Here is a 13482-nt window from a genome sequence, read left to right on the forward strand (position 1 = left end):
GGTCCCTTCGCGAGCAGGCTCGCTCCCACATTGGAATGCATTCTCCTGTGGGAGCGAGCCTGCTCGCGAATGCGGTCAACACAACAACAAATGTCCCTCTGAGATAACACCCTTGAGCATTCAACCCAGCACTTACTCCCCCGACCTCGCCGTGCCCGCCGACAAGCGTGTGTTCGGCGGTCGTGATCTGTTTTCCCTGTGGTTTTCCTTAGGCATCGGCCTGATGGTTTTGCAGACCGGCGCATTGCTCGCGCCGGGTCTGGGCCTGTCCGGTTCGCTACTGGCCATTTTCCTCGGCACGCTGGTCGGTGTGCTGTTGCTGGCCGCGGTCGGCGTGATCGGCAGCGACACTGGCCTGTCGTCGATGGCCGCGCTGAAACTTAGCCTGGGCAGCAAAGGCGCCAGCCTGCCGGCGCTACTCAATTTGCTGCAACTGATCGGTTGGGGCTCGTTCGAAATCATCGTCATGCGCGACGCCGCCAGCCTGCTTGGCACCCGTACGTTCAGCGAAGGTTCGCTGGTTTCGAACCCGGTGTTGTGGACGCTGGTTTTCGGCGCTCTGGCGACATTGCTCGCCGTCAGCGGGCCGCTGACGTTCGTGCGCAAGATCCTGCGTAAATGGGGCATTTGGCTGCTGTTGGCCGCGTGCCTCTGGCTGACCTGGAACCTGTTCGCCAAGGCTGATCTGGCTGCTCTCTGGGCGCGTGCCGGCGATGGTTCGATGCCGTTCGCCGTGGGCTTGGACATTGCCATCGCGATGCCGCTGTCGTGGTTGCCGCTGATTGCCGACTACTCGCGTTTCGGTAAACGGGCGAAGAGTGTCTTCGGCGGCACCGCCATCGGTTTCTTCATCGGCAATTTCTGGCTGATGAGCCTGGGCGTCGCTTACACATTGGCGTTTGCGCCGAGTGGTGAAGTCAACGCGCTGTTGCTGGCCTTGGCTGGCGCCGGTCTGGGGATTCCGTTGTTGCTGATTTTGCTGGACGAGTCGGAAAACGCGTTCGCCGACATTCACTCGGCCGCGGTGTCCAGCGGGATTCTGTTGCGCTTGAAAGTCGAGCATCTGGCCTTGGCCATCGGCGCGATCTGCACGCTGATCGCACTGCTGGCGCCATTGGCGCAATACCAGAATTTCCTGCTGCTGATCGGCTCGGTGTTTGCGCCGCTGTTCGGCGTGGTGCTGGTGGATCACTTCATCTTGCGCAAGCGCAGCACTCAGGTCGCGTCAGCCGCATTGCGCTGGCCGGCGCTGTTGGCCTGGCTCGGTGGCGTGAGCACCTACCACTTGTTGGCGAATCTGTATCCGGATGTCGGCGCAACTCTGCCAGCGCTGGTGCTGGCAGGGTTGCTGCAACTCGTGCTCGGTCGGGCTTTCAGTTACGGCCGGGGAACAGCTCAGGCTTGAGAATGCCGTTCAGGCGCGGATAAGGGATCTTCAGTTCGACGTGACCCAGCGCGTAAGGCGCGAGGGTACTCACGTCGTACTTGAGGATCACCGCGCCGTAGGTCAGCGCCACGTTCGGGGTTTTCTTGAACGGCCAGCTCGAAACGAATTCCGCTTCCTGATCGAGCTTGGTGCTGATCAGCCAACTGTTGTGCGCAACCTGCGCAGCCTTCCAGAACGCGTCTTCCTGACCCGGCATCAGCATGTCCGACAGGTTCAGCACTTTGTGCTGCTGGCGCGAATAGTTGATGAAGCCGCGACCCGGTGTGCCATGGGCGCCGCCGGTGTCGAGGTAGCTCGACAATTCGATGATCACCAAGCCGTCATGCTGCTCGCGTACTTTCGCTTGCAGATAGCTGCTGTTGCGTGGACCGGCAGTATTCAAGAACTGCTCGCGGTAAGCCGCCAGGGTCGGCGCCACCGATGCGTTCTGTTCGGTGCGGGTCATTTGCAGCAGGCGTTTTTCGATGATGCCGTCCAGGGCAGGCTCTGCCGCGAAATGTACGGTATCGATATTCACCAGCGGGCAGTCGGGGTTGGAACACCCAGGCTTGAGCTGTTCCGACGCATCGCGGGTGGTTTCCAGGGGCGTGCGGTAGTTGGGCTGGAACAGGCTCGCGCACGCGCCCAAGGTCAGGGCGATGGCGGCCACGGAGGCAATTTTGAAAAGCGACATGGGCGTCCTTTCTGAAACAGGGGAAGGCAAAAAGATATCCGCTTCGACTCTCACCGAAGCAGTCAGTTCGCCACTAAGCTAATTAGAGTGGGTTTCGCCTCCACCGTCCATCCCGCTGACGGTAAAGGGCTGCATCAAACGGTGCGGGCGCGTTAGGATGGCGCGAAGTCGAGGTTGCATGTCACAAAAAGGAACCTCGTAATGGATTTGCAGAAAAGAGGATGCCCATGACTGACTTTGCCAACGCCATTCCGACCGCCGTCGATATCGTGCGGCGCGAAAAATGCTACGAGGGCTTTTACAAGCTCGACCGTTTGCATCTGCGCCATGAATTGTTCGCGGGTGGCATGAGCCGCGAGATCAATCGTGAAGTGTTCGTGCGGCACGATGCGGTCTGCATGCTGCCTTACGATCCGCAGCGCGACGAAGTGGTGCTGATCGAGCAATTTCGCGTCGGCGCCATGGGCAAGGCCAGCAACCCTTGGTTGGTTGAGCTGGTCGCTGGTCTGATCGACAAGGACGAGCAACCGGAAGAAGTTGCTCACCGTGAGGCGCAGGAGGAAGCTGGGCTGGACATCAAGGCCCTGTGGCCGATGACCAAGTATTTCCCGTCGCCGGGCGGCAGCAACGAGTTCGTGCATTTGTATCTGGGGCGTTGCGAAACCGCAGGTGTCGGCGGCCTGCATGGGCTGGAGGAAGAGGCTGAAGATATCCGCGTCACGGTCTGGGCGTTTGAAGATGCCTTGCAGGCTGTGCGCGACGGACGTATTGCCAATGCGGCGAGCATTATCGCTCTGCAATGGCTGGCGCTGAACCGCGCTGAAGTGAGGGGGTTATGGTTGTAAACAAGCTGCGCGATCGTTATCGAGTCGACCTCGTGGGGCTGCAAGCCGCCTGCGAGGCCAACTACGCGCGCCTGATGCGGCTGGTGCCGGACATGCGTAACGACCCAGAGGCGCGACGCATCGCCGTGACTCAGGGCGAGCAGATGCTCGGAGTGCTGGCCCTTGAAGTGCTGCAAACCTGTCCTTACACCACCACGTTGCAGGTGCGCCAGGAACACAGCCTGCCGTGGCTGCCAGTGCCGCAACTGGAAGTGCAGGTCTATCACGACGCGCGCATGGCCGAGGTCATCAGCGCTGAACATGCACGACGCTTTCGCGGCATCTATCCTTACCCGAACGCCGCGATGCATCAGCCAGACGAAAAGGCTCAACTCAATCTGTTTCTGGGGGAGTGGTTGAGTCACTGCCTGGCCTTGGGGCATGAGTACGAAGTCGTACGCTAGTTGTGAACTGCGTCCGGTTCACAGGTTTCCTCTTTCAGTGATCCCCCAGCATAATTGCGGCACTTGACCGATTCCGTGCTTTTGCCTTGGGAGAACGCCTTGCCGAGCGTATCCACGTTGACCACCGCCGATCCGGCGTTGCTGGTGCAGTTGTCCGACAGCCATCTGTTCGCCGAAGCGGACGGTGCGCTGCTGGGCATGAACACGCGTCAGAGCCTGCAAAAAGTCATTGAGTTGGTGCTGGCGCAGCAACCGCAGATCGATCTGGTGCTGGCCACCGGGGATATCTCGCAGGACGGCACACTGGCGTCGTATCAGCAGTTTCGCCAGATGAGTGCGCAGATCAATGCTCCTGCGCGCTGGATTCCCGGCAATCACGACGAACCGCAGATCATGGCGCAAGCGGCAGTGCAGAGTGCGCTGCTGGAGTCGGTGGTCGATGTCGGCAACTGGCGCGTGACCTTGCTCGATTCCGCCGTGCCGGGGTCGGTGCCGGGGTATTTGCAGGACGATCAATTGCAACTGCTGGCCCGCTCGTTGAGCGAAGCGCCGGAGCGCCATCACCTGGTGTGCTTCCATCATCATCCGGTGCCGATTGGCTGCCTGTGGATGGAGCCGATCGGTTTGCGTAATCGCGAGGCTTTTTTCGAGGTGCTGGATCGTTTTCCACAGGCCCGCGCCGTGTTGTGGGGGCATGTGCATCAGGAGATTGATCGCGAGCGCAATGGCGTAAGGTTGCTGGCCTCGCCGTCGACCTGCATTCAGTTCGAGCCGGGCAGTGAAGACTTCAAGGTCGGGGATCAGGCGCCGGGGTATCGCTGGTTGCGGTTGTTGCCAGACGGGCGGCTGGAGACTGGCGTCGAGCGGGTCACTGATTTCGCCTTCACTGTCGATTACGGTTCAAACGGTTACTGAGGCCGCACCGACGCCTTCGCGAGCAAGCCCGCTCTCACAGTGCAATGCTTTCCTTGTGTGGGAGTGGGCTTGCTCGCGAAGGCATCCTTACAAACACCCACGATCCCCCCGACTCCCTGTAAACTCCGCTATCTTTCGCCGACACTCAGGGAGCTCAAATGTCCGGTTCGATCCTCTATATCCACGGTTTCAACAGCGCGCCGGCCTCGAAAAAGGCCTGTGAGCTGGTCGCGGTGATGGAGCGGCTGGGTTTGAGCGGGCAACTGCGGGTTCCGGCCCTGCATCACCATCCGCGCCAAGCCATCGGTCAGTTGGAGCAAGCGATTGCCGAGCTGGGCCGGCCGCTGCTGGTGGGAAGCTCACTCGGCGGCTACTATGCGACTCACCTGGCCGAGCGCCATGGCCTGAAAGCGTTGCTGGTCAACCCGGCCGTCAGTCCGCATCGGATGTTCGACGGCTATCTGGGAACGCAGAAAAACCTGTATACCGATGAAAACTGGGAATTGACCCATGACCATGTGACGGCCCTGGCCGAGCTGGAAGTGCCGGCGCCCCACGATGCGCAGCGGTATCAGGTGTGGTTGCAGACCGGCGACGAAACACTGGATTATCGCCTCGCCCAGCACTATTACCGAGCCTGTGCCTTGCGCATTCAGGCCGGCGGCGACCATGGTTTCCAGGGTTTTGCCGGGCAATTGCCAGCCTTGTTGAGTTTTGCCGGCATTGGCGCCGATGTGTATCAGGCAATCGATTTCACCGCACTGTGAAGTCTTGCCCCTCTTTCATGAATGACTGACGACGAGACCCTATGGCCACTCCCAGCGCTAGCTCTTATAACGCCGACGCCATCGAAGTCCTCTCGGGCCTCGACCCGGTGCGCAAACGCCCCGGCATGTACACCGACACCAGTCGGCCGAACCACCTCGCCCAGGAAGTCATCGACAACAGTGTCGACGAAGCCCTGGCCGGCCACGCCAAATCAGTACAGGTCATCCTGCACGCCGACCACTCGCTGGAAGTCAGCGACGACGGCCGTGGCATGCCGGTCGACATCCACCCGGAAGAGGGTGTTTCAGGTGTCGAGCTGATCCTCACCAAGCTCCATGCGGGCGGCAAGTTTTCCAACAAGAACTACCAGTTCTCCGGCGGTCTGCACGGGGTGGGTATTTCCGTGGTCAACGCCTTGTCGACCGAAGTCCGGGTTCGCGTCAAGCGTGACGGCAACGAATACCAGATGACCTTCAACGACGGCTTCAAGGCCTCGGAACTGGAAATCGTCGGTACCGTCGGCAAGCGCAACACTGGCACCAGCGTGTACTTCGCGCCGGACCCGAAATACTTCGATTCACCGAAATTTTCCATCAGCCGCCTCAAGCACGTCCTCAAGGCCAAGGCCGTTCTGTGCCCGGGGCTGCTGGTCAGTTTTGAAGACAAAGGCACCGGCGAGAAAGTCGAGTGGCATTACGAAGACGGCTTGCGCTCCTATCTGGTCGACGCGGTCAGCGAATTTGAACGCCTGCCGGACGAACCGTTCTGCGGCGCTTTCGCCGGTAATAAAGAAGCGGTCGACTGGGCCCTGCTGTGGTTGCCGGAAGGTGGCGACGCGGTGCAGGAAAGCTACGTCAACCTGATCCCGACGGCGCAGGGCGGTACCCACGTCAATGGTTTGCGTCAGGGCTTGCTTGATGCGATGCGCGAGTTCTGCGAATTCCGCAGCCTGCTGCCGCGCGGTGTGAAACTGGCGCCGGAAGACGTCTGGGAACGCATCGCCTTCGTCCTGTCGATGAAGATGCAGGAGCCGCAATTCTCCGGCCAGACCAAAGAGCGTCTTTCGTCTCGGGAAGCGGCGGCGTTCGTTTCCGGTGTGGTCAAAGATGCTTTCAGCCTGTGGCTTAACGCCAACCCGGAAACCGGTCTGGCGCTGGCGGAGCTGGCGATCAACAACGCCGGCCGTCGTCTCAAGGCCAGCAAAAAGGTCGAGCGCAAACGCGTCACCCAAGGGCCGGCACTGCCGGGCAAACTGGCTGACTGCGCCGGGCAGGACCCGATGCGCTCCGAGCTGTTCCTGGTCGAAGGTGATTCCGCTGGCGGTTCCGCCAAACAAGCCCGGGACAAAGAGTTTCAGGCGATCCTGCCGTTGCGCGGCAAGATCCTCAATACCTGGGAAGTCGACGGCAGCGAAGTGCTCGCCAGCCAGGAAGTGCACAACATTGCCGTGGCCATCGGTGTCGATCCGGGCGCGGCGGACATGAGCCAGTTGCGCTACGGCAAGATCTGCATCCTCGCCGACGCCGACTCTGACGGCCTGCACATCGCAACCTTGCTCTGCGCGTTGTTCGTCCAGCATTTCCGCCCGTTGGTGGATGCCGGTCACGTCTACGTCGCGATGCCGCCGCTGTACCGTATCGACCTCGGCAAAGAGATCTACTACGCCCTCGACGAAGCCGAACGTGATGGGATTCTTGACCGTCTGGTGGCCGAGAAGAAACGCGGCAAACCACAGGTCACCCGATTCAAAGGTCTGGGTGAAATGAACCCGCCGCAGCTGCGTGAAACCACCATGGACCCCAACACCCGGCGTCTGGTGCAACTGACGCTGGGCGAAGATTTCGCCCAGACCTCGGAAATGATGGACATGCTGTTGGCGAAGAAACGCGCCGGTGATCGCAAGGCTTGGCTCGAATCCAAAGGCAACCTCGCCGAGGTGCTGGCCTGATGCGGTTTGGCTGGGCCTTGGCGGGTGCGTTGCTGCTGAGTGCGATGACCGCGTCGGCCGAGCCTGCGCAGGAGCTGCGCTTGCTCTCCGAACATCCGGTCGAAGGCCTGCGCGGCGGCAATCTCTCCGGGCTAGCGATGTGCGGCAATGAGCTGTGGACGGTGTCTGACCGCGATGACGATCAGATCTATCGGCTCAATACGGCGGATCAGGTCTGGCAGGCCGAAACAGTGCGAATCGATGTGCCAAAGGTGCCCGACAGCGGTTTGCCATGGGGTCTGAGTTCGCGCAACTGGGCGGCGTCGTTTATCCGGGGTGGCGATCTGGATTTCGAAGGCATCACCTGCGACAGCGCCGGCAATCGCTACATCGTCAGCGAAGGCCATGCAGCAGTGTTGCAGGTGCCAGTCAACGGCCCGGCCAACTGGCTGAAGATCTCGCCGATGATGGTTCGCGAAGCGCGGGCCAGCGGCATGCTCCTGCATTTCAATGCGATATTCGAAGGCCTGGCGATCAACCCGGCGGGCGATCAGATGTGGCTGGCCGCCGAACGGCAAAGCCGTGGCTTGCTGAAGATCAAGCGCCAGCAGACGGTGTGGGATTGCGACGGCCGTTGCGTGCTGCTCAGCGAGAGTGGCAAGGAGATGCAGCCGCCGCAGTTTCCCAAGGCCAAAGCGGTCGATCGGGACTTTTCCGATATTTCGTTGTTCAACGGCAAACTGTTTACCCTTGAGCGCAACGCTTTCCAGGTTTGTCGGCGCGATGCGCAGACCGCCAAGGTCGAGCGTTGCTGGTCGTATGCGGCCGAACTGTTGCAGGTCAACCGCCAATACTCACAGCGCTACGGGCTGGAAGAGGCACTGATCGTTGATGCTGAGGGGGCGTGGATCGGCGTCGACAATAATTTTGGTCCGCGTGCCGACGGTGAGGTTCGGCCGGTCGTCTGGCGGTTCGCCGCGCCTGACGGTGGCTGGAGCGCCAAGCCATGAGCCAGCAACCGCCAGGCAAGCGCGCCGGGCGAGTGCTGATGATCCTGGCCTGGTGCGCTGCGCTTTTTCTGGCCACGCGGTTTTTCGGCCAGTGGGAGCAACGCCAGCAGAATCCGAACGTGGTGGTAAGTTCGCAGCAGGGCGAAGGTTTTATCGAAGTGAAGCTGGCCGGTAACGCCCAGGGGCATTTTGTCGCCAGCGGCCAGATCAACGGCGAGCCGGTGGAATTCCTGCTCGACACCGGCGCAACCGATGTGGCGATCCCGGCGGATCTGGCCAAGCGTTTGAAGCTGCAAGAGGGTTTTGGTGTGACCCTGAGCACGGCCAATGGCCTGAGCCAGGGCTATCGTACAAAAATTGACCGCCTGCAACTGGGCGACATCGTGCTGCGGGACGTCCGCGCACTGGTGGCGCCAGGTTTGCAGGGTGATCAGGTGCTGCTCGGCATGAGTGCCCTGAACAAACTTGAATTTACTCAGCGCGGTGGCACCATGCTGCTGCGCCAGACAACGAACCGATGAGGCCCGCATGAGCGACATCCTTGCAGACAGCTTAGACGGCGTAGAGCGCCGCTCGCTGGCTGACTTCACCGAAAGTGCCTACCTCAACTACTCCATGTACGTGATCATGGACCGTGCCTTGCCGCATATCGGCGATGGCCTGAAACCGGTGCAGCGTCGCATCATTTATGCGATGAGCGAACTGGGGCTGGACGCTGACTCCAAACACAAGAAATCGGCGCGTACCGTCGGTGACGTGCTCGGTAAGTTTCACCCCCACGGCGACTCGGCGTGCTACGAAGCGATGGTGCTGATGGCTCAGCCGTTCAGCTATCGCTACACGCTGGTCGACGGCCAGGGTAACTGGGGTGCGCCGGATGATCCCAAGTCCTTCGCGGCCATGCGTTACACCGAGGCTCGCCTGTCGCGTTATTCCGAAGTGCTGCTCAGCGAACTGGGCCAGGGCACTGCGGACTGGGGCCCGAACTTCGACGGCACCCTGCAGGAACCGCTGGTATTGCCGGCGCGTCTGCCGAACATTCTGCTCAACGGCACCACCGGCATCGCCGTGGGCATGGCCACCGACGTACCGCCGCACAACCTGCGCGAAGTCGCCACGGCGTGCGTGCGCTTGCTCGATGAGCCCAAAGCCACGGTCGAGCAACTCTGTGAACACATCCAGGGCCCGGACTATCCGACCGAAGCGGAAATCATCACGCCGCGCGCCGACCTGCTGAAAATGTACGAAACCGGCAAGGGCTCGGTGCGCATGCGCGCCGTGTACCACGTCGAGGACGGCGACATCATCGTCACCGCGCTGCCGCATCAGGTCTCCGGGGCCAAAGTGCTGGAGCAGATCGCCGCGCTGATGCAGGCCAAACCGTCGAAAGCGCCGCAGATCGCCGACCTGCGTGACGAATCCGACCACGAAAACCCGTGCCGCATCGTGATTATCCCGGTCAACAGCCGCGTCGATCACGAAGCGCTGATGCAGCACCTGTTCGCCAGCACCGAGTTGGAGTCGACCTACCGGGTCAACGTCAACATCATCGGTCTGGACGGCAAGCCACAGCTGAAAAACCTGCGCGCCTTGCTGGTCGAATGGCTGGAATTCCGTGTGCAGACCGTGCGTCGCCGTTTGCAATTTCGCCTCGACAAGGTCGAGCGTCGACTGCACCTGTTGGACGGTTTGTTGATTGCCTACCTCAACCTGGATGAAGTGATTCACATCATTCGTACCGAGGAACACCCGAAAGCCAAGCTGATCGAGCGCTTCGCCCTCAGCGAGATTCAAGCTGACTACATCCTCGACACCCGTCTGCGTCAATTGGCGCGACTGGAGGAAATGAAGTTGCGCGACGAGCAGGACGAACTGCTCAAGGAACAAGCCAAGCTGCAAGCGCTGCTGGGCAGCGAAGCCAAGTTGAAGAAACTGGTGCGCACCGAGCTGATCAAGGACGCCGAAACCTACGGCGACGACCGCCGCTCGCCAATCGTGGAGCGCGCCGAAGCCAAGGCGTTGACCGAGCACGATCTGCTGCCGAACGAGAAAGTGACCGTCGTGTTGTCGGAAAAAGGCTGGATCCGTTCGGCCAAAGGTCATGACATCGACGCCACCGGCCTGTCGTACAAGGCCGGTGATGGCTTCAAGACCTCGGCAGCGGGGCGCTCCAACCAGTTTGCGGTGTTTATTGACTCCACCGGCCGCAGCTATTCGGTCGCCGCGCACACGTTGCCGTCGGCCCGTGGCCAGGGCGAGCCGTTGACCGGCCGTCTGACGCCGCCACCGGGCGCATCGTTCGAATGCGTGCTGATGCCGGAAGACGATGCGCTGTACGTGATCGCTTCCGACGCCGGTTACGGATTCGTGGTCAAAGGCGAAGACCTGCAAGCCAAGAACAAGGCCGGTAAAGCCCTGTTGAGCCTGCCGAACAACGCCAAAGTGATCGCGCCGCGTCCGGTGACCGATCGTGAACAGAACTGGCTGGCCTCGGTCACGACCGAAGGTCGCCTGCTGATATTCAAAATCAGCGATCTGCCACAATTAGGTAAGGGCAAGGGCAACAAGATCATCGGTATTTCCGGTGAGCGCGTGGCCAGTCGCGAAGAATATGTCACGGACATCGCCGTGCTTGCGGAAGGCGCAACGCTGGTGTTGCAGGCCGGAAAACGGACTCTGTCGCTCAAGGCCGACGACCTCGAACACTACAAAGGTGAGCGTGGTCGCCGTGGCAATAAACTGCCGCGTGGCTTCCAGCGAGTCGATGCGCTGCTCGTCGAAAACCTCAATTAGGCGTCCCAGAGCGCTCGATCTACGATTTAACGCGTAGATCGACGCTTTGGCGCTGGAGTCGGAACGCATATTCACGGATGATATGGCCTTTCAAGCGCCGGCGTGGCCGAGCGTTCTTCATATTTATTGAGTATTTTCACTGTGGTCAGCCGAGTGGCGGCCACCTGGACGGGATGATGACTGCTCTGCGCCCCCTTATTTTCCTGCTCGCCGGCGTTCTTGGCCTGGCGGGTTGCAGCGTACACCAGCCGGTGTCGCTGTATCAGCTGGACAGCGGAAGTCCGGTTCAGCCTGCGCAAAGCGCAGGCATGGCGGTTTTGTTGGGCCCGGTAGTCGTCGCCGACTACCTGCAACGTGAAACCCTGCTGCAACGTCAACCGGACGGCAGCCTGCAAGCGGCGACCGATGGTCGTTGGGCTGGCAGCCTTTCGTCGGATATCGACCAGTTGCTGCTGCGTCAGGTTGCCGGCCATCTGGACAGCCAACGTGTCGTGCTGGCACCGGCCACTCAGGGTTTTACCCCGGATGCGCAGGTATTGCTGACCATCACGCGTCTGGACTCCGGTGAGAAACAACCGGCGATTCTCGATGCGCAATGGCGATTGATCGACCGTCGTGGCCGAGTGCGTGATAACCGCATCGTCCACCTGCAAGAGCTGCACGCCGGTAGCACGGCTTCGCAGGTTCAGGCACAAGGGATTCTGTTGCAGCGGTTGGCCGATCAACTGTCGGTGGCGCTCAAACCACTGGCCAATCAGCCGCCGGTGGTCGAGGCGCAGCGTAAGCCAGCACCGAAACCGGCAGCGCCTTCGGATGCTGACAAGCAGCCTAAGATCCCGATGGCTTCGCCGATTCGCACCGATATGGAAGTGTTCCGCTTCTAAGTCTGGTTTGAGTCAAAACAAAGCCCGCCTTGTGCGGGCTTTGTTGTGTCTGCTGTCTGGAAATGTGTGGTTAGGCGTCTGGCCCCTTCGCGAGCAAGCCCGCTCCCACACGGCTTCAATTCCCCTGTGGGAGCGGGCTTGCTCGCGAAGAGGCCGGATCAGACTACGAAAAAGCCCGCAGACAATCACTCATCTGCGGGCTCCTTTACAGCGGGATCAGGCCTCAGGCCCGGCGCTCATGCATCCGCGCCAGTTGCCGCTCCAGCATCGATGGATAAGGCTCCATCAACCGCTCGACACAGCACGCCCCCTCGGGACTGGCGATCGGGCGGATCCGTGCACGCTGACGGATCAGCGCGTCATCACTGATCTTGCGTTCAACCAGCAGCAAATTGCGGCTGTGCTGCGACAAGGCCAGTGCGTCCTGGGCCGAATCGGTCAGCAGCAGATCAATCTGGCTCAGGCCGAACAACTCATCACCCAGTGTCAGGCCCAACTGCAATTGCAGGGTAATGCCACTGTCCGCGACTTCAATCTGCAACTGATGGCCCAGCGCTCGCAGCAACTCGCCGCAGCAGATCGCGTTGGTCAGGTAGTCGTCGCCACTGTCCTCGGTGTGGAACAGCATCAGCGTGCTGCCATCGTTCAGGGTTTCGATCTCGCCTTGATACAGCGAAGCGGCTTGATCGAGGCAATCGCGGTAGCGCTTTTGCAACTCCTCCAGACGGGTCCGAGGCAAACGGCGCAGTTGCTCCTGCGAGCCCAGTTGCACGGCCAGCACTGCCGTGTGCTGAGGCACGCTTGGTGTGGCCTGGCGAATCGGCGGTTGCGCGGTTTCATTCAAGGACTCGTCGCGCAGGTCGGCGAAGGCGTCGTCGTCCTCATCGTCCTCGACGGTGCTGACCACCCGGCGTGCCGCAGGCTTTTGCGCGGCCACCGGCCGGCTCTCGTCGAAGCTCGGGTCGCGCAGGTTACGCACTTCGAACTCAGTCTCGTCGTCTTCGAACTCGGGCTCCGGTTCTGGCTCGGGCTCAACAGGCTCGGGGGCATAGTTGGCGTGTAACTGACGGGCCAGATCGCCGATCTCGTCCTGACGCTCGATACCCGGGGTGTACTCATCGATCCGGCGCAGCCATACGCGCAGTTGCAGGAGCGGCGTGGAGATGTGCCGACCCAGCCGCAGGCTCAGGGCCAACGACAGCGCCAACAGAATCGCACTCAAGATGCCCATGCTTTGCAGGCTGATGGTCATCGGCTGCTGGAACTGATCCATGTCCAGGCTGATGCGCAGTTGCCCGGCGGTCACGTCCTGAAAAGTGATCTTGCTTTCGTACATGCCCTCGGCTTCGCCCAGCAGGCTGTGCTTGGGGCGCTGACCGGACTCGGCGAGGATGCGGTTATCCACGCTGTAAATGGCGGCGTGGGCCACCAGTTTGTTCTTGGTCAGGTTGTTGAGCAGCACGTTGAGGCTGAGGATGTCGTTGGACACCAGCAGCTCCGTGGCGGAGGTGGCGGTCTGCGTGGTCAGGCTTTCGCCCAGCGCATCGGCCTGTTCGTGCATGGCCTGCTTGAATTGCAAACCCATCACGCCGGCATAGATCACCAGCGCCAGAGCGACGAGGATCACGTTATGGCTGGCAATGCGCAATGCAATCGGTACACGGCGGTGGCGCAGTGCACGGAAGATCAGCAGGAAGAAGTTATCGGTTTTAACTGGCGTGGGGCGGTTCAGTGTGGTCGTGTGTTTTGTCCGGGTAGTTGACGCGGAGTTTGGGGC

The 13482-nt window shown here is 60.9% G+C and carries 12 protein-coding genes; 10 read left to right on the forward strand and 2 right to left on the reverse strand.

Annotated elements, in window-relative coordinates; translation table 11 throughout:
- Window positions 1-112 precede the first annotated feature (112 nt).
- Window positions 113-1405, forward strand: a complete 1293-nt coding sequence (gene cytX / locus ACIOU6_RS18825; protein ID WP_401138595.1) for a putative hydroxymethylpyrimidine transporter CytX — start codon at window positions 113-115, stop codon at window positions 1403-1405.
- Here cytX and ACIOU6_RS18830 read toward each other — a convergent pair.
- The gene (locus ACIOU6_RS18830; RefSeq protein WP_221731222.1) at window positions 1374-2120 is read right to left on the reverse strand and encodes an RsiV family protein; all 747 of its coding nucleotides are present in this window, start codon (window positions 2118-2120) and stop codon (window positions 1374-1376) included. The genes cytX and ACIOU6_RS18830 overlap by 32 nt on opposite strands.
- Before the next feature lie 227 nt (window positions 2121-2347).
- On the opposite strand from ACIOU6_RS18830, the gene ACIOU6_RS18835 reads away from it, so the two are divergent.
- The 9 genes from ACIOU6_RS18835 to ACIOU6_RS18875 all read left to right on the forward strand — a co-directional run bounded on the left by ACIOU6_RS18835 (window position 2348) and on the right by ACIOU6_RS18875 (window position 11705).
- A complete protein-coding gene (locus ACIOU6_RS18835; RefSeq protein ID WP_339432297.1) occupies window positions 2348-2965 on the forward strand; it encodes an NUDIX domain-containing protein in 618 nt (205 codons plus the stop codon).
- A complete protein-coding gene (locus tag ACIOU6_RS18840; protein ID WP_221731220.1) occupies window positions 2956-3408 on the forward strand; it encodes a DUF1249 domain-containing protein in 453 nt (150 codons plus the stop codon). Before ACIOU6_RS18835 ends, ACIOU6_RS18840 begins: the two co-directional genes overlap by 10 nt.
- A gap of 99 nt (window positions 3409-3507) precedes the next feature.
- The gene (cpdA, locus tag ACIOU6_RS18845; protein ID WP_401138596.1) at window positions 3508-4323 is read left to right on the forward strand and encodes a 3',5'-cyclic-AMP phosphodiesterase; all 816 of its coding nucleotides are present in this window, start codon (window positions 3508-3510) and stop codon (window positions 4321-4323) included.
- Between the two features lie 158 nt (window positions 4324-4481).
- Complete coding sequence (locus tag ACIOU6_RS18850) at window positions 4482-5090, forward strand: YqiA/YcfP family alpha/beta fold hydrolase (protein ID WP_221731218.1); 609 nt, start codon at window positions 4482-4484, stop codon at window positions 5088-5090.
- Window positions 5091-5131: 41 nt separating this feature from the next.
- A complete protein-coding gene (gene parE, locus ACIOU6_RS18855) occupies window positions 5132-7039 on the forward strand; it encodes a DNA topoisomerase IV subunit B (RefSeq protein ID WP_221731217.1) in 1908 nt (635 codons plus the stop codon).
- Window positions 7039-8028 (forward strand): esterase-like activity of phytase family protein, encoded by a 990-nt coding sequence (locus ACIOU6_RS18860; RefSeq protein ID WP_401138597.1) that lies wholly within the window; start codon window positions 7039-7041, stop codon window positions 8026-8028. Before parE ends, ACIOU6_RS18860 begins: the two co-directional genes overlap by 1 nt.
- Window positions 8025-8549, forward strand: a complete 525-nt coding sequence (locus ACIOU6_RS18865; RefSeq protein ID WP_221731215.1) for a TIGR02281 family clan AA aspartic protease — start codon at window positions 8025-8027, stop codon at window positions 8547-8549. Before ACIOU6_RS18860 ends, ACIOU6_RS18865 begins: the two co-directional genes overlap by 4 nt.
- A gap of 7 nt (window positions 8550-8556) precedes the next feature.
- On the forward strand, window positions 8557-10821 hold the full coding sequence (gene parC / locus ACIOU6_RS18870) for a DNA topoisomerase IV subunit A (RefSeq protein WP_401138598.1): 2265 nt from the start codon (window positions 8557-8559) through the stop codon (window positions 10819-10821).
- 176 nt (window positions 10822-10997) lie between these two features.
- Window positions 10998-11705, forward strand: a complete 708-nt coding sequence (locus tag ACIOU6_RS18875; protein WP_401138599.1) for a membrane integrity-associated transporter subunit PqiC — start codon at window positions 10998-11000, stop codon at window positions 11703-11705.
- A gap of 223 nt (window positions 11706-11928) precedes the next feature.
- On the opposite strand, the gene ACIOU6_RS18880 is transcribed toward ACIOU6_RS18875, so the two are convergent.
- Entirely contained in the window at window positions 11929-13437 is a 1509-nt protein-coding gene (locus tag ACIOU6_RS18880) for an AhpA/YtjB family protein (RefSeq protein ID WP_221731212.1), read from the reverse strand.
- Window positions 13438-13482: the final 45 nt, after the last annotated feature.

The organism is Pseudomonas sp. NPDC087615, from assembly GCF_044743445.1.
GTDB lineage: Bacteria > Pseudomonadota > Gammaproteobacteria > Pseudomonadales > Pseudomonadaceae > Aquipseudomonas > Aquipseudomonas baetica_A.